At 63.4% G+C, this 15,526-nt stretch carries 19 protein-coding genes and 1 pseudogene; 8 read left to right on the top strand and 12 right to left on the bottom strand.

Translation table 11 applies throughout. The annotated features are described in order from the left end of the window. Positions 1-31 precede the first annotated feature (31 nt). The 5 genes and pseudogenes from NKI25_RS36475 to rsmI form a co-directional block, all read right to left on the bottom strand. A pseudogene (locus tag NKI25_RS36475) lies at positions 32-159 on the bottom strand (YraN family protein); the annotation flags it as partial. 101 nt (positions 160-260) lie between these two features. After that, positions 261-497, bottom strand: a complete 237-nt coding sequence (locus NKI25_RS19215; RefSeq protein WP_254817997.1) for a metallothionein — start codon at positions 495-497, stop codon at positions 261-263. Between the two features lie 83 nt (positions 498-580). Further along, positions 581-1,549, bottom strand: coding sequence for a complex I NDUFA9 subunit family protein (locus NKI25_RS19220; protein ID WP_352906392.1), 969 nt, complete (start codon positions 1,547-1,549; stop codon positions 581-583). 192 nt (positions 1,550-1,741) lie between these two features. After that, on the bottom strand, positions 1,742-2,119 hold the full coding sequence (locus NKI25_RS19225) for a YraN family protein (protein WP_023678973.1): 378 nt from the start codon (positions 2,117-2,119) through the stop codon (positions 1,742-1,744). Next, the gene (rsmI, locus tag NKI25_RS19230) at positions 2,112-3,038 is read right to left on the bottom strand and encodes a 16S rRNA (cytidine(1402)-2'-O)-methyltransferase (RefSeq protein WP_023678974.1); all 927 of its coding nucleotides are present in this window, start codon (positions 3,036-3,038) and stop codon (positions 2,112-2,114) included. The genes NKI25_RS19225 and rsmI overlap by 8 nt, the downstream gene beginning before the upstream one ends. A 176-nt stretch (positions 3,039-3,214) precedes the next feature. On the opposite strand from rsmI, the gene NKI25_RS19235 reads away from it, so the two are divergent. Continuing rightward, positions 3,215-3,400: a hypothetical protein gene (locus NKI25_RS19235; RefSeq protein WP_023678975.1), complete on the top strand. Its 186-nt coding sequence runs from the start codon at positions 3,215-3,217 to the stop codon at positions 3,398-3,400. A 263-nt stretch (positions 3,401-3,663) separates the two neighbouring features. On the opposite strand, the gene NKI25_RS19240 is transcribed toward NKI25_RS19235, so the two are convergent. The 5 genes from NKI25_RS19240 to rph are packed head-to-tail and all read right to left on the bottom strand — an operon-like array spanning position 3,664 to position 6,973. Further along, positions 3,664-3,987, bottom strand: a complete 324-nt coding sequence (locus tag NKI25_RS19240) for a low molecular weight protein tyrosine phosphatase family protein (protein WP_352798014.1) — start codon at positions 3,985-3,987, stop codon at positions 3,664-3,666. 4 nt (positions 3,988-3,991) lie between these two features. Then, positions 3,992-5,155, bottom strand: a complete 1,164-nt coding sequence (gene hemW, locus NKI25_RS19245; RefSeq protein WP_352999076.1) for a radical SAM family heme chaperone HemW — start codon at positions 5,153-5,155, stop codon at positions 3,992-3,994. Further along, the gene (gene rdgB, locus NKI25_RS19250; protein WP_352999078.1) at positions 5,152-5,814 is read right to left on the bottom strand and encodes an RdgB/HAM1 family non-canonical purine NTP pyrophosphatase; all 663 of its coding nucleotides are present in this window, start codon (positions 5,812-5,814) and stop codon (positions 5,152-5,154) included. Before rdgB ends, hemW begins: the two co-directional genes overlap by 4 nt. After that, a complete protein-coding gene (locus tag NKI25_RS19255; RefSeq protein WP_023678980.1) occupies positions 5,814-6,224 on the bottom strand; it encodes a VOC family protein in 411 nt (136 codons plus the stop codon). The genes rdgB and NKI25_RS19255 overlap by 1 nt, the downstream gene beginning before the upstream one ends. A 32-nt stretch (positions 6,225-6,256) precedes the next feature. Beyond that, complete coding sequence (rph, locus tag NKI25_RS19260; protein ID WP_023678981.1) at positions 6,257-6,973, bottom strand: ribonuclease PH; 717 nt, start codon at positions 6,971-6,973, stop codon at positions 6,257-6,259. Positions 6,974-7,119: 146 nt separating this feature from the next. Here rph and hrcA point away from each other — a divergent pair, with 146 nt between their 5' ends. The 6 genes from hrcA to NKI25_RS19290 all read left to right on the top strand — a co-directional run bounded on the left by hrcA (position 7,120) and on the right by NKI25_RS19290 (position 12,584). Then, the gene (gene hrcA, locus NKI25_RS19265; protein WP_036239090.1) at positions 7,120-8,232 is read left to right on the top strand and encodes a heat-inducible transcriptional repressor HrcA; all 1,113 of its coding nucleotides are present in this window, start codon (positions 7,120-7,122) and stop codon (positions 8,230-8,232) included. A 36-nt stretch (positions 8,233-8,268) separates the two neighbouring features. Beyond that, positions 8,269-8,466 (top strand): hypothetical protein, encoded by a 198-nt coding sequence (locus NKI25_RS19270; RefSeq protein ID WP_023678983.1) that lies wholly within the window; start codon positions 8,269-8,271, stop codon positions 8,464-8,466. 99 nt (positions 8,467-8,565) lie between these two features. Beyond that, the gene (locus NKI25_RS19275) at positions 8,566-9,921 is read left to right on the top strand and encodes a PQQ-dependent sugar dehydrogenase (protein ID WP_352999080.1); all 1,356 of its coding nucleotides are present in this window, start codon (positions 8,566-8,568) and stop codon (positions 9,919-9,921) included. A gap of 87 nt (positions 9,922-10,008) precedes the next feature. Beyond that, complete coding sequence (locus NKI25_RS19280) at positions 10,009-10,626, top strand: LysE family translocator (protein WP_352451872.1); 618 nt, start codon at positions 10,009-10,011, stop codon at positions 10,624-10,626. Positions 10,627-10,791: 165 nt separating this feature from the next. Then, entirely contained in the window at positions 10,792-11,772 is a 981-nt protein-coding gene (gene cysK, locus NKI25_RS19285) for a cysteine synthase A (RefSeq protein WP_352999082.1), read from the top strand. Between the two features lie 188 nt (positions 11,773-11,960). Beyond that, a complete protein-coding gene (locus tag NKI25_RS19290; RefSeq protein ID WP_352747377.1) occupies positions 11,961-12,584 on the top strand; it encodes a glutathione S-transferase family protein in 624 nt (207 codons plus the stop codon). Between the two features lie 15 nt (positions 12,585-12,599). On the opposite strand, the gene NKI25_RS19295 is transcribed toward NKI25_RS19290, so the two are convergent. Together NKI25_RS19295 and NKI25_RS19300 are read right to left on the bottom strand one after the other, a co-directional pair. Further along, positions 12,600-13,856, bottom strand: a complete 1,257-nt coding sequence (locus tag NKI25_RS19295; protein WP_352999086.1) for an RNA polymerase sigma factor — start codon at positions 13,854-13,856, stop codon at positions 12,600-12,602. Continuing rightward, a complete protein-coding gene (locus tag NKI25_RS19300) occupies positions 13,856-14,209 on the bottom strand; it encodes a YciI family protein (RefSeq protein WP_023718846.1) in 354 nt (117 codons plus the stop codon). Before NKI25_RS19300 ends, NKI25_RS19295 begins: the two co-directional genes overlap by 1 nt. 258 nt (positions 14,210-14,467) lie before the next feature. Here NKI25_RS19300 and NKI25_RS19305 point away from each other — a divergent pair, with 258 nt between their 5' ends. Then, positions 14,468-15,427 (top strand): TAXI family TRAP transporter solute-binding subunit, encoded by a 960-nt coding sequence (locus NKI25_RS19305; RefSeq protein ID WP_352575333.1) that lies wholly within the window; start codon positions 14,468-14,470, stop codon positions 15,425-15,427. Positions 15,428-15,526: the final 99 nt, after the last annotated feature.

A 15,526-nucleotide genomic window follows, 5' to 3' on the forward strand; every position in this document is an offset into this window, starting at 1 on the left:
GGCGCGATCAAGACGACGCACGCTGCCTTTTGTCGAAGCGCACCGACAATTTTCCGTAGTCCATTGGTGCGACAGCCAGAAATCGCGGGCACCTTCGATACGGCGCTCCGATTCGCGGCCGACTGCATCCATTGCCTCCATCAGCGTGCGGCGGCCTTGACCTCGGCTGGTCGTCGTCGTGCCGACAGCACTGGCCATATATGGGATGAGCCGGCGCAGTCGTTCGGAATGGTCGACCTGGAGACGCCAAAGGAGGTGCGTCAAGGCGCACGATCGGTCAGCGCGCTCGCGCCTTCCTCCGCGGCGCAATGTGCGCAGCAGTAGATGATGTCATCCTGTTCGACGCCATGTCCGATGATCCGGCATCCGCAATGCGGACACGTCGGAGCAAGTTTCTGGACCGCGCATTCGAAGCTGTCGAATGTGTAGGTCTCGTCGGCCATCGTCACGTTGAAGGCCTTGTCGTAGTCATTCCCGCATTGATCGCATCTGGCCATAGTTCTTCTCCTTCTTTCACTGGCTTCAAGCTCGACCAACCTGTCGCGCGGCGATAGGTTCCCGCCAGGATCAGGGGGCCGTCCTAAGCCGGAGACGAGAGCGAGCCTACGCGACGGCGCTGTTCGATCGCACGGATCACCTCGTCGATATCCCGCGGCTCGATGTCGAGTTCCTTCAGGCCAGGCGCGTCGATTGCTGCCACATTGTCCTGACGCATAAGATCGATCTGGTTGCGCGTTATGGGGGCAGCCGGGAGGAGTTCCGCGACGCCAGCCAAGGCGTTCCATACCGCAAACGGCACCGGCATCAGCTTGACGTGCGTATCGAGCTGTCGGGCGATCTCCCGAAGCAGTTCCTTATAGGCATAGATACGCGGGCCACCGAATTCGAATATGGATGAACCCTGGGTTCGCCCGTCGATCAGCCGGCTCACTGCTTCTGCGACGTCTGCCACATAGACCGGCTGAAGCCGTGTGCCACCATCGCCGAACAGCGGATAGACCGGCAGGAGGCGTATCATCCTCACAATGGTCGTGAGGAAAGCGTCGTCAGGTCCTGTCATGACGGCGGGACGCACAATGAAAGCGCCGGGAAATGCGCTTTCCACGGCACCTTCTCCGCGCCCACGCGCCCTTATGTAATTCGAATCCGATTGAGGATCGGAGCCGATCCCTGAAATCTGGACGAACTGGTCGATCGCGCGGTCGCGCGACGCGGCAGCGAGATCGGCCGCGGCTTTCACATGCACGCGTTCAAAGGTCTGGACGCCCTGCTCGACGTAAAGACTGACGGCATTCACGACCGCCTGTGATCCGGTAATGGCCGACCCGATCGAGGACGCATCCAATATATCCGCCTCGACTGCTTCGGGCATCCTTGTAATCGAGGAAAAGACCAGGGCCACGCGAGCCGGATGGCGAGATGCGGCGCGCACCGTGAAACCTCTTTCCAGGAGCCGCTTCACGATCCTGCGCCCGAGAAAGCCAGTTCCGCCGAACACGGTGACGATCCGTTCCGGGTTGAGATCGTCGGGATCCATTTGCCTCGCCATCCCTTTGTCCTCGCATAGCTGCCACGCGGACTGCGCTGGCCGGCATTTGAACCAGCCCGTCGAACATCAGGACGATTGGGGAACAACGCAGGAACGCTTTTGTTCCAGTCAGCGCTGGGCGGATGCTTGACAGATCGGCAAACCATGATCTGAACCGCAGGCGCAGCAAAACGTCCCCACGTCGAGAATGGCCTAGTTTCGCCCGTAAAACACATTCTCGACATGCACCGGCCAGCGCCACGGCAGCACCGCCACCATGTCGAAGCGCACCGATAATTTTCCGTAGTCGGATTGGCGCGACAGCCAGAAATCGGCGGCGCCTTCGATGCGGTGCTCCGATTCGCGACCGACGGCTTCCATTGCCTCCATCAGCGTGCGGCGCGCCTTGACCTCGACGATCAGCACCAGATCGCCACGCCGCGCGATCAGGTCGATCTCGCCGAACCTGGTGCGGTGGCGGCGGGCAAGAATTCGGTAGCCTTTCAGCATCAGCGCCGCCGCCGCCAGCCATTCGCCGTGATGGCCGCGCCGGTAGGCCTTTTGCCGGCTGGCGCTCGGCCGTTCAGCCATCGCCGTCTCCGCCGGTCCCGTCTCTTCCGGCATTCTTGAGGTCGAGCAGCCGACGATAGAGCGTCTGCTTCTGGCCACCCGTCATCTTGGCGGCTTCCGCCGCTGCCTTGGAGGCCGGCATCTCGGCGGCGAGCGAAAGCAGCAGCCGGTCGATGTCTTCAGGCTCATCAGCGACAACATCCGCCAGGCCGACGCAGATGACGATTTCGCCTTTCGGCGTATCAGCTGCGGCGTAATGGCTGGCGAGCGACTGCAGGGTGCCGGTCCGCATCTCCTCGAAGGTCTTGGTCAGCTCGCGGCCGATGGCCGCCTTGCGGGCACCGCCCAGCACCTCGACCATGGCACTGAGCGTCTCGGCCAGCCGGCGCGGCGATTCGAAGAAGATCAACGTTGCCGGCACCGCCTTCAGCGCTTCCAGCCGCGTCAGCCGCTGCCCGGTCTTCACCGGCAGGAAGCCGGCAAACAGAAACGCGTCCGAGGGCAGGCCAGATGCCGTCAAAGCGGCAAGTGCTGCTGATGGGCCGGGGATCGGCACGACACGAATGCCGCGTTCCAGCGCCTCACCGACCAGCCGGTAGCCGGGGTCGGAGATGAGCGGCGTGCCGGCATCCGAGATCAGCGCTACGCTTTGGCCGGCCAGCAGCGCCGCGATCAGCTTCGGTCCGGCCTCGCCGGCATTGTGCTCGTGGTAGGCGGTGGTGCGGCGGCGGATGCCGTAGCGGTCGAGCAGCACGCGGCTGACACGTGTGTCCTCGCAAGCGACGATATCGGCGGCGGCGAGCGTTTCCAGCGCGCGCAGCGTGATGTCTGCGAGATTGCCGATAGGCGTCGCCACCAGGTAGAGCGCCGGCTCGAGCGGCCGGGCGGCGATTTCGGTCTGCCCGACCACATAACTGCGTTTGGCCGATTCGCCGGTCACCTGCACAACTCCGTTCGACCCTGTTTGGCACGGCTCACGCTTGGTTGCAAAAGCCTGGGTTGCAAAGGCCCTGGTTCCAAAAGGGATGCCGACGTGAACCGGCCGCCATGCCTTCGCCACAGTAGGGAACGAAACCGTTGCCGGCGAATTTTACCCCTGATCTCGGGAGGAGCAGGATGAACAGCCTGACGATACAGGACGTTTTCGAACCCTACTATGCCGGCCGCAAACGCTTCGCCGCGCCATGCGACAAGAGCCTGCCTGCCGAAGCCGCAGATGGCAGAGCCAAGAAGCCGCTTGCACGCCAGCGATCGGCAGAGAGCAAGCCCGCAAACGAAACCGACCGCACGATGGAGCACTGACCGGACGATGCCCAATCGCTTCGACATTTTCATCACCCGCCTCGAAACAAAAAGCGCCCGCGATGGCGCAGCGTCACATTCCACAGACGACCAGCACCATGCCTCACGCGACAAAAGCGAGATCAAGCCGGCCCGTTCCGGAGAGACCAGCGAAAAAGATCGCGCCAAACACCGCCACAAGCACGAGGCTTGACCCCGCAAACCTTAGCGATCGGTCGAGACAGTTCTCGAAGCGCGGTTGCGAATGCTCCGCGATGTATCATTCAACCCAGATACTTCGAGACACGCGCCTCCAGCAGGCCCACCAGAGCCGGGTCCATGAATGCATAGTCGTCGGGAATATCGAGGCAGATTACTCGAGCCTTTTTCAGGCTTGTCTTGAATTTCTGCTGCAGTTTGGCGCGGTGCGTTTTTTCCATCACGAAGATGATGTCGGCCCAGGCGACGAGTTCATGCGTCAACGGTATGTCGGCATCGTGATTAGTGCCGGCCGAAGCGACCTCGATGTCCCGCCGCTTGGAAAACACCTGCTCCGCCGTCGGGCTGCGCAAGCGATGCTGGCTGCAGATGAAGAGAACGTTCTTCAACGTGCTATCTGGCCAAATCCGCCACGACCGCATCGAGCACGATCATGCCGGCCGGCGTGGCGCGCAGGCGGGCATTGCCGATCGGCGCCACCAGGCCTTCGTCCTGCAGCACCGACAGCCGTGCCGTCGACAGGCCGCGCCCTGAAAATGCCTCGTAGCGGGAAAGGTCGATGCCTTCCGCCAGCCTCAGCCCCATCAGCAGGAACTCGTCGGCCTCTTCCGACCGCGTCAGGACCTCGCCGCCGGAAACGCCATGACCCTTGGCCTCGACCAGATTGGCCCAGGTCTCCGGCATTTTCTCGGCGATCGTCACCACGCGGCGGCCATTTTCGACGAACCGGCCATGCGCGCCGGGACCGACGCCGACATATTCGCCATAACGCCAATAGGTGAGATTGTGCCGGCTTTCGGCGCCGGGCCTGGCGTGGTTGGAAATCTCGTAGGCCGGCAGTCCGCGCGCGGCGGTGATCTCCTGCGTTAACGCGTAGAGATCGGCGGCAAGCTCATTGTCTGGAATGATGAATTTCCTTGCCGCATGCAGTGCATGGAACGGCGTGCCTTCCTCGATGGTCAGCTGATAGAGCGACAGATGGTCTGCGGCGTGGCCGATCGCCTGCTCGAGCTCCGCCTGCCACGCTTCCGGCGTCTGACCGGGCCGCGCGTAGATCAGGTCGAACGACAGCCGTGGGAATATCTCGCGCGCCAGGCCGATCGCATGCAGGGCCTCATCGACATTGTGCAAACGGCCGAGGAAGCGCAGATCCTTGTCGTTCAGTGCCTGCACGCCAAGCGACACCCGGTTGACGCCGGCCGCGCGATAGCCGCGAAAGCGCTCGGCCTCGACGGAGGAGGGATTGGCCTCCAGTGTCACCTCGATGCCATCAGGCACCGTCCAGTTCTTCGCCACTGCATCCAGCACCGCCGCCACGGTCTGCGGTTTCATCAGCGATGGCGTGCCGCCGCCAAGAAAGATACTGGTCACCTCGCGCGGCCCGGTGCGGCCGCGCATCGTCGCCAGCTCGGTCTCGAAGGCGCGGGCAAAACGCTCCTGGTCGACCGGCTGGTGGCGGACATGGCTGTTGAAGTCGCAATAGGGGCATTTGGCCGCGCAGAACGGCCAGTGGACGTAGACGCCGAAACCAGGCCTGCGGTCGAGCAGCATGGTCATACGGCGGCCAATCGGGCTTGCGCGAATTTCTGGAAGGCGCGGGCACGGTGCGACAATGCGGTTGGCTGGCCGGGCTTCCAGCCATGCTTTTCCTTCGCGCTCATCTCGCCGAAGGTCTTTTCGAACCCGTTGGGCAAGAACACCGGATCGTAGCCGAAGCCGAGCTCGCCGCGTGGCGGCCATACCAGCGTGCCCTCGACCTCACCGCGAAAATATTCCGCCTGGCCATCGGGAAAGGCCAGGCAGATGACCGCGACAAAGCGGCCCTTGCGCTGGGCAGGCGTGATCGCGCCAACTTCTTGCAAGGCCACTTCCGTGCGCTGCATGGCCATGCCGAAGTCGCGGGAGCCGTCCGGCGTCTCAGCCCAGTTGGCGGTGTAGACGCCGGGTGCGCCGTCGAGCGCATCGACACACAGGCCGGAATCGTCCGACAGCGCCGGCAATCCAGTGGCCTTGGCGGCGGCCAAGGCTTTTATGAGGGCGTTCTGCTCGAAAGTGGTGCCGGTCTCGTCCGGCTCCGGCAAGCCGTATTCCTTTGCGGACTTCGCTTCTATGCCGAATGGCGCCATCAGATCGGCGAATTCCCGCAATTTACCGGCGTTATGGCTGGCGACGACGATCTTATGCCCGTCAAGCGAATGAACAGTTGGCGAATGCATCAGATGCCCCAGATTCTTGGCTCGGCGAATTCGATCGAATTGCCCGACGGGTCGCGAATATAGATCGAGCGGCCGCCCTGCGGCCATTCGAACTCGCTTTCGATGGCGATTTTCTTCGCCTCAAGATGCGCTTTCCAGCGTGGGATTTCATCCGCGCTTGCGGCGAAGCAAAGATGGCCCTGGCCGACCGCGCCATGCGGCGGTACTTTGAGCTTGGCGTCGGCCGGCGGCGGCACTTTGGTCGCCTCGGCATTGAACATAAGCAGCACGCTGTCGCCGCAGCGGAAGAAGAGATGCCTGCCATCGACCTTGCCGAGCAGATCGAGCCCGAGCACGCCCGAATAGAACCGTTCCGCGGCAGCAAGGTCCGTCACGTAGAGTGCTGATTCCAGGATTGCAGAAGGAGTCACAGGATCGCCAATCTCATCAATATTGACCGCAGCTAAGCCACCGCCATTTGCTGCAAGCTGACCAGGCGCTGAATACCTTTCTTGGCGAGCCCCATCAGCGCCGCGAACTGCTCTTCCGAGAACGGCTCGCCCTCGGCCGTGCCTTGGATCTCGACGATGCCGCCCTTGCCGGTCATGACGAAATTGGCGTCGGTGCCGGCCGAGGAATCCTCGATATAGTCGAGGTCGATGACCGGCTGGCCATCATGGATGCCGCAGGAGATCGCCGCAACGTGATCCTTCAGCACCTTGCCCAGGCTCGCCATCTGGCGGGTTTCCATCCAGCGCAGGCAGTCGTAGAGCGCCACCCAGCCGCCGGTGATCGAAGCGGTGCGCGTGCCGCCGTCGGCCTGGATCACGTCGCAGTCGACGGTGATCTGCTGCTCGCCGAGCGCCTGCAGATCGACCACGGCGCGCAGGGAGCGGCCGATCAGCCGCTGGATTTCCAGCGTGCGGCCGCCTTGTTTGCCGGCCGAAGCCTCGCGGCGCATGCGCTCGCCGGTCGAACGCGGCAGCATGCCGTATTCCGCCGTCACCCAGCCCTTGCCGGAGTTGCGCATCCAGCCCGGCACCTTTTCCTCCAGGCTGGCCGTACACAGCACATGCGTGTCGCCGAACTTCACCAGGCACGAGCCTTCCGCATGCTTGGAGACGCCGCGCTCGAAGGAGATGGGGCGCATTTCGTCGAATTGGCGTTTGGAAGGGCGCATTCAGGCTTCTTTCTTTCTTCGGAATCTTGGCCGGGGAATCTTGGCCGGCTTGTAGCCGCACGGGGCGTGAGGCGCAAAGGAAAATGGACCGGTTGCGCCGACACCGCGGAAGTCTATATCTTCGGGGCGGAGGTTTTTGGCTCGAAATGACAAAGGCAGTCGATCCCGGTTTGCAGTCGCACGTGCTCCCGTCGCACGCGCTGCAATCGCCCGCGCTTCAATCGCTCGACATGCGTTCGCGCGACATCTTCCGGCGCATCGTCGATTCCTATTTGAGGGATGGCGAGCCGGTCGGTTCGCGCAGCCTGTCGCGCATCCTGCCGTCGTCGCTGTCGCCGGCCACCATCCGCAACGTGATGAGCGACCTTGAGCATCTCGGCCTGATCTATGCGCCGCACATTTCGGCTGGCCGGCTGCCGACCCAGGCCGGCCTGCGCTTCTTCGTCGATGCTTTCATGGAACTTGGTGACCTCTCCGACGAGGAGCGCCGCACCATCGAGGCCCAGGTGCGCGCCTCCGGCTCGGGCGCGACGCTGGAGCATATGCTGACCGAGGCCAGCCAGATGCTGTCCGGCATGTCGCGCGGCGCCGGCCTCGTGCTCGCCGCCAAGAATGAGGTGGCGCTTAAGCACATCGAATTCATCCAGCTCGAGCCGACCAAGGCGCTGGCCGTGCTGGTCTCGCAGAACGGCGACGTCGAAAATCGCGTCATCGATCTGCCCGCCGGCATCACCATCTCGCAATTGCACGAAGCCTCCAACTTCCTCAACGCCCATATCCGCGGTCGCACCCTGGCCGAGGCGCGGGTCGAGATCGCCCGCATCAAGGAAGAGACCAGGGCAGCCCTCGACACGCTGTCGCAGGATCTGGTCGAGAAGGGCCTGGCGGTCTGGGCAGGCGCTGAAAGCGGCGTGCCTGGGCGGCTTATCGTGCGCGGCCGCGCCAATCTCCTGGAAAACGTCACTGCCCAGGCCGACATAGAATTGCTGCGGCATCTGTTTGAGGATCTGGAGACGCAGGATGGGCTGATCCAGCTTCTCGACCTCGCCGAGGCAGGCCCAGGCGTGCGCATATTCATCGGTTCGGAAAACAAGCTGTTTTCGCTGTCTGGCTCCTCGCTGGTGGTGGCACCCTATCGCGACAAGGACGCGCGCGTCGTCGGTGCGCTCGGCGTCATCGGGCCGACGCGGCTGAATTATGCGCGCATAGTACCGATGGTCGACTATACCGCGCAGCTGATTTCGCGCATGCTGAGCTAGGAGCCGCCGCGGGCCTGCCGCAAGGAGGAGAAAAGAATGGCGCTGGAATCGTTCAAGGCCCAGATCAGTCTGCTGCTCGAAGAAATGATCAACCAGCCAGAGGATCAGCACGAGGTGCAAGAGCAGTTGCGCGAGAAGCTGCAAGAGATGCGGGCGATGGGTTTGCCGCTGCCGGCCGATCTGGTCGCGCTGGAAAAGCGCCTCGACGACGACTTTTACGCCTCGGGCAACTGAACGGGTTCGGCTTCAAATCCTCGTGTGCTGGACGGCCGCTTGGAACGATCAATACCTGATGCCGTTTGCCCTGTTCGAGGCGAATCCCGGAGGACGTTGATGATCCGATCTGGCGGCTTTGCGGCCGTTGCCGCTGCCCTCCTTGTTGCGACACCGGCAGCCGCCCAGCAGGCGGACCAGAATGTGCTCAAAGGCGAAGCCGCGTTTGGCGATTGGCACGCCGACAGGCCTGGCGTCCGACGCCTGATTGGGCCGCGAGACATGCCGGCAGCCGACCCCGCCCAATCCGCTTCGAACGGCGCCGGCGTGGCGGAACGGCCCGAAAGCGCCAAGCCAGAATTGCCGTCGGGCTTTTCGGCTGAAATGATCGCATCCGGCATCGTCAATCCACGTGTCGTGCGCGTCGCTCCGAATGGCGACCTGTTTGTTGCCAACAGCCATGCCGACCAAATACGCGTCTATCGTCTCGCCGAGGGCAGCGCCAAGCCCATCGAGAAAGCGATCTTCGCCAAGGGGCTCAATTATCCCTACGGCATCGCCTTCTATCCGCCAGGAGACAAACCGCAATGGGTTTATGTCGCGAACAGCGACAGCATCGTCCGCTTCCCCTATCGCGATGGCGACCTGAAGACATCCGGCAAACCAGAAACCATTGTCGCCCAAATCCCGTCGGGTGGTCACACGACCCGCGACATCGCCTTCTCGCAGGACGGCAAAACGCTTTATTTGTCGGTTGGCTCCGCCTCGAACGTCGCCGAGGATATAGGCAAGGAGCCGGATAGCGGCCTCGACGCCTGGGCCAAATCAAAGCCGCTCGGGGCGGCCTGGGGCTCCGAGGACGGCCGTGCCGATGTGCTCGCCTTTGACCCGGATGGGAAAAATCCCCGAACTGTCGCCACCGGCCTGCGCAACTGTACGGGCATGACCGTGCAGCCCGCCACCGGCGCATTGTGGTGCGTCGTCAATGAGCGCGACGAACTCGGCGACAATGTGCCGTTCGAATTTGCAACAGCGGTCAAGGACGGCGGATTCTATGGTTGGCCTTGGTACTACATCGGCAATAACGAGGATCCGCGCCATCACGGCGAGCGGCCAGACCTCGCCGGCAAGGCCACTGTCCCCGATGTATTGATGCAGGCGCATTCGGCGCCGATGAACATAGCCTTCTACGACGGCAAGAACTTCCCGGCGGATTATCAGGGTGACGCTTTCGTCGCCATGCATGGTTCGTGGAACCGTGGCGCCAGGACCGGCTACAAGGTGGTGAGGCTCAAATTCAGGGATGGCAAGCCGACCGGCGAGTATGAGGACTTCATGACCGGCTTCGTCATCTCGAACGACGCCGTCTGGGGCCGCCCGGTCGGTGTCGCGATGGCCAAGGACGGCTCGCTGATCGTCACAGAGGACGGTAATGGCACCATCTGGCGCGTTACCTACGAAGACGGCCGCTCCTGAACGGCGGTGTCGCCTGCTGCGCTGGCGCAATCGAATCCGGGCCGAGGGAATTCACCCAACTTCAACATTGTGCGACAAGCGCGAATCATGACACTCACCGGGTTTCTCGCCTATAGTGCTGCCCTCGGCATCGCCGCGGCCATCCCCGGCCCCGGCGTCACCGCGCTCGTTGCGCGTGCGCTGGGTTCCGGCTTCCGCTCGTCGCTGGCCATGTCGTTCGGGCTGATGCTCGGCGACCTGACCTATCTCACTGCCGTGGTGCTCGGCCTGGCTTTCGTCGCACAGACTTTCGGCATGGTCTTCCTGGCCATCAAATGGCTGGGCGTCGCCTACCTCGCCTTTCTTGGCTGGCGTTTCTGGACGAGCGGCATCACGCCGGAAACGGTGGAGGCGAAGAAAGGCAAGGGCGGCTTGGCATCCAGCTTTGTAGCCGGCCTTGCCGTCACGCTCGGCAATCCGAAGACGATGATCTTCTATCTTGCCATCACCCCGACCATCGTCGATCTGAAGACGATCACGCTGGCCGATTACGGCATCCTCGTCGCGCTCACCATCGTCGTCCTGCTCGTGGTGCTGGTGCCCTATCTGGCGCTGGCGGCCAAGGCGCGCTGGTTCCTGAAGTCGCCGCGGGCGCTGAGGGTACTCAACCGCACCGCCGCGGGCTTCATGGTCGGTGCGGCGGCGGCAATTGCCGCCCGCCAATAGATCTCTTTCGCCAATCCGCCCAAGGATTGCCAGGCCTTGCAAGGGCGGGGGTACTCAGCACGAACTTCACTCGGATATTTTTCGATCGACAGCCTATCTTGCGCGGTGGATGGCTCTATCCTATGCCCGCGCGACTCTTGCCGCTTGACCTCTGGGAGGAAATCAATGAACAAGCCCGCCACCCCCGCACACGTGCCCGGCCGCGGCCGCATCTACAATTCGATCACCGAGACGATCGGCGACACGCCGCTGGTGCGGCTTGATAAATTCGCCAGGGAGAAGGGTGTCGTCGCCAATCTGCTGGCCAAGCTCGAATTCTTCAACCCGATCGGCTCGGTCAAGGACCGCATCGGCGTGTCGATGATCGAGGCATTGGAGGCTTCGGGCAGGATTACGCCCGGCAAGACCACCCTGATCGAGCCGACCTCGGGCAATACCGGCATCGCGCTCGCCTTTGCCGCCGCTGCCAAGGGCTACAAGCTGATCCTGACCATGCCGGAAACCATGTCCGTCGAACGCCGCAAGATGCTGGCTCTGCTCGGTGCCGAACTGGTGCTGACCGAAGGGCCGAAAGGCATGAAGGGCGCCATCGCCAAGGCGGACGAGCTGGCGGCAACGCTGCCCGACGCTGTCATTCCGCAGCAATTCGAAAACCCGGCCAATCCGGAAATCCATCGCCGCACCACGGCCGAGGAAATCTGGAACGACACCCATGGCGAAGTCGATATCTTCGTTGCCGGCATCGGGACCGGCGGCACCATCACCGGCGTCGGCCAGGTGCTGAAGAAGCGTAAGCCCTCGGTGCATGTCGTCGCCGTCGAACCGGAAGCCTCGCCGGTGCTGTCGGGCGGCCAGCCAGGCCCGCACAAGATCCAGGGCATTGGCGCCGGCTTCGCGCCAAAAATCCTCGACACGACGATCTATGACGAGATCGTCAAAGTCTCGAACGAGGATTCGGTTGCCAATGCACGGCTCGTCGCTCGGCTCGAAGGTGTGCCGGTCGGCATCTCGTCGGGGGCCGCCCTGCAAGCGGCGATCGTCGTCGGCTCGCGGCCCGAGAACAAGGGCAAGAACCTCGTCGTCGTCATCCCCTCCTTCGCCGAGCGCTATCTCTCGACGATCCTATTCGAGGGATTGGGGGCTTAGGTCCTCCACACAGAGTTTGACAGGGATGGATTCGTAGCGCTCCTTCGCGCTGCCCCTCCGGCATCAAAAAGTTCTACATCGACGCTTCGGCCTGGGCCGCCGAAAAAATACCTGTGGCGTGCATTGTTCGCTTGAGCGGCGAGTCACTTCCGTATCAGATCGTCGCTGCCCGGCAGGCGGAGGATTTAGTGTACAAGCTCTATACGCGTGCCAATACCGGCGGCTTTGTCATCGAGGCGGCGCTCGCTTTGGCGGGTGTGCCTTTCGACCAGATCGATGTTCCAAAAGGCCGACCCAACCAGGCCTTCCTCGACATCAGTCCCTTGAACCAGGTACCGGTCCTGGTCTTGCCGGACGGACGCTCGATGACCGAATCGGCGGCGATCTGCATCCTGCTGGCCGAGCGCCACCCGGAAGCAGGACTGGCGCCCGCAGCAAGTTCGGCTGACCGTGCCGACTTCCTGCGCTGGATGTTTTTCATGTCCTCCGTCATCTATTCGGCTGACCTGCGGTTCTTCTACGCTCATCGCTACACGACCGATCCCCGCGGCGTGGACGCTGTCAAACAGGCGGCGGTCTCGGAAATGGATCGCAGCTTCGCCATTCTCGATGCCGCCCTCGCAGGCCATGACTGGCTGGCCGGCGACCGGCTCTCGCTGGCCGACGTCTATCTCGTCATGTTGGTGGCCTGGCATCCGGAGGTCGCGAAGGTTCCAACCGCTTGGCCGAATATCGAACGCCTGTGGGCCAATTTGCGGGAACATCGAGTGATAAAGAGGCTGAATGCTTCCCACGACATGTGGCCGGCCTAAGCACTCCGCCTTGTCTCAGTGTCTTTCCGCGTGGCCGAGCCATGCCCGTCGTTCCTGCAGGAACCGGCGCACGGCCGGATCGCGTTCGAGGCCGATAGCCCGGTCATAGGCCTCGCTCGCTTGCGGAACTTTGCCGAGTCTGGCCAGCAGGCCCGCGCGGGCGGCCCAGTAAGGTTGATAATCATACAGCCGCTTGTCGCCGCTGAGTTGATCAAGCGCGCCCAATCCTGCTGAAGCACCTTCGGCCTCGGCAATCGCCACCGCACGGTTGATCGACACCACCGGCGAGCCGGCAATCACCGACAGCGCGTCGTAGAGCTCCTTGATCGCGACCCAGTCGGTGCAACCGGTCAGCCGCCGTGTCGTATGGGCGGATTGCACGGCGGCCTCGAGCTGGTAGCGGCCGACAACACCCTCGGCGGCCGCGCGCCCGAGCAGCGCCTCCGCTTCATCGATCAGGGTGTCGTCCCACAATGCAAGATCCTGCTCGGCCAGCGGCACATAGTCACCCGCCGCATTGCGCCGGGCTGCACGCCGCGCCTCGGCGAACAGCATCAGCGCCAGCAGGCCGAGTGCTTCCGGCTCATCCGGCATCAGCGAGGCGATCAGACGGCCGAGCCAGATGCCTTCGGTCGCGAGATTGCGGCGCCGCGTTTCGGTGCCGGCCGGGTCGGACCAACCTTCGGCAAACGCCGCGTAGATCGCTTCCAGAACGGTGCCCAGCCGCTCGCCGAGTTCGGCCCGCTCCGGCACGCGGAACGGAATGCCGGTCTCGCGGATGCGGGTCTTGGCGCGCACCAGCCGCTGGCTCATCGTGGCTGGCGACACAAGAAAAGCCGAGGCGATGGTCGCTGCGTCGAAGCCCAGGACCGTCTGCAGGATCAGCGGCGCGCGGACACCGGCCTCGATCGCCGGATGGGCGCAGGCAAACATCAGCCTGAGCCGCTCGTCCGGCAGGTCTTCGTCGGCCATTCGTGCCTCCATCTCCTCGGCGATCAGCCTGAGGTGATCGCGGCCCGCCTCGCTTGTCAGCCGCCGTCTGACCGCGTCGACGCGGCGCCGGCGCGCGACCGCCAGCAGCCAGGCTTCCGGCTTGTCGGGCACGCCCGCCTGTGGCCAACGCTCGAGCGCCGCTGCAAAGGCATCGGCCAATGCGTCCTCGGCAGCGGCCACGTCGCGCGTGCGTGCGGCGAGATAGGCAACCAGCTTGCCGTAGCTTTGCCGGGCGGCCGCTTCCGCCGCCGCCCGCGCGGTGTCGGGCAATTCCGGCATCACATGGTGAGTTCCCAGATCGGCCGCACCTCTACCGTGCCGGTGCTGGCGCCCGGGCAGCGCGCCGCCCAGGCAATGGCGGCGTCGACGTCCTCCGCTTCGATCATATAGAAGCCGGCAAGCTGCTCCTTGGTGTCGGCATAGGGGCCGTCGAGCACGTTGGTCTTGCCATTGGCCATCCGCACCGAGGTAGCGGATTGCGTCGGCTTCAGCCGGTCGCCGGCGAGCCAGGCGCCGGATTTCTTCAACGCTTCGGTGTAGGCGACGTACGCGCTCGACATCTGTGTCACCGCATCTGCTGGCGCGGCTGCCATCCCCGCTTCGTTTCCATAGATCAAAAGCATGTATCGCATGGTCTTCTCCCGTTTCTCGAAGGCCGCATCGTTGCGAGCCGGACTTATGTCGCGCGGCCCTGCCGGATTTCGACAAGCGCTGGAAAAATCTTTCTGCCGCGATGCGACCTCGCGCAAGCGCCAACGTGTTGCGGCACTGCTTAGCCGTTCGTCTAATCGCTGCTATTGCGGGTTGGCATTTCCCGCCCGCTGTCTAAACTCGCTTCGCTTCGTGCCGCCGAGGAGGGCACGGCGGCGAATTTTCAGGGAGGAAATCGCATGCTCAATTTCAGGACGAAATTTGTTGCAGCCGGCGTGCTGGCGCTGTCGCTTGGCCTTGGCGCGGTATCGGTCAAGGCACAGGAATTCATCAACGTGCTGACCGGCGGCACGTCCGGCGTCTACTATCCGCTCGGCGTCGCGCTGTCGGAAATCTACGGCAAGGGCATCGAAGGCGCGCGCACCCAGGTGCAGGCGACGAAAGCGTCGGTCGAAAACCTCAATCTCTTGCAGCAGGGCAAGGGCGAGATTGCTTTCGCGCTTGGAGATTCCGTCAAGCTGGCCGCCGAAGGCAATACCGAAGCAGGCTTCCCAGGCAAGCTCGACAAGCTGCGCGGCATTGCCGCCATCTATCCCAATTACATCCAGATCGTCGCCAGCAAGGAATCCGGCATCAAGACGCTCGCCGATCTCAAGGGCAAGAGCCTTTCGGTCGGCGCGCCGGCCTCAGGCACCGAGCTCAACGCCCGCACGATATTTGCCGCTGCCGGGCTGAAATACGAAGACCTCGGGCGGATCGAATATCTGCCCTTCGCCGAATCGGTGGAGCTGATCAAGAACCGCCAGCTCGACGCCACGCTGCAGTCGGCTGGCCTTGGGGTCGCGTCGATCCGTGACCTCGCCACCTCAGTGCCGGTAAACGTTGTTGCCGTGCCGGCGGAGGACGTCGCCAAGATCGGCTCGCCCTATCTTTCCGTGGTCATCCCCAAGGGCACCTACGAGGGCCAGACCGAGGATGTTGCGACCGCCGCCGTCGGCAATTTCCTGATCACCAGCGCCGATGTCTCCGACGAGACCGCCTACCAGATGACGAAACTGCTGTTCGAGCATCTCGACCAGCTCACCGCTGCCCACGCCGCCGCCAAGGCGATCGACCCGGCCAAGGCGCTCGACGGCATGCCGGTGCCGCTGCATCCAGGCGCCGAGAGGTATTACAAGGAAAAGGGATTGGTGAAGTAAGGAGCCATCCCTCCCCCTTGAGGAGAAGGTGAACAGCTGCCGAAGGCGAATGGACGGGTAGGGTCGGTTGAGGCCGCGCACGGCCGCATCGACCCCACC

This window comes from Mesorhizobium sp. M0808, assembly GCF_040320025.1.
Taxonomy (GTDB): Bacteria; Pseudomonadota; Alphaproteobacteria; order Rhizobiales; family Rhizobiaceae; genus Mesorhizobium.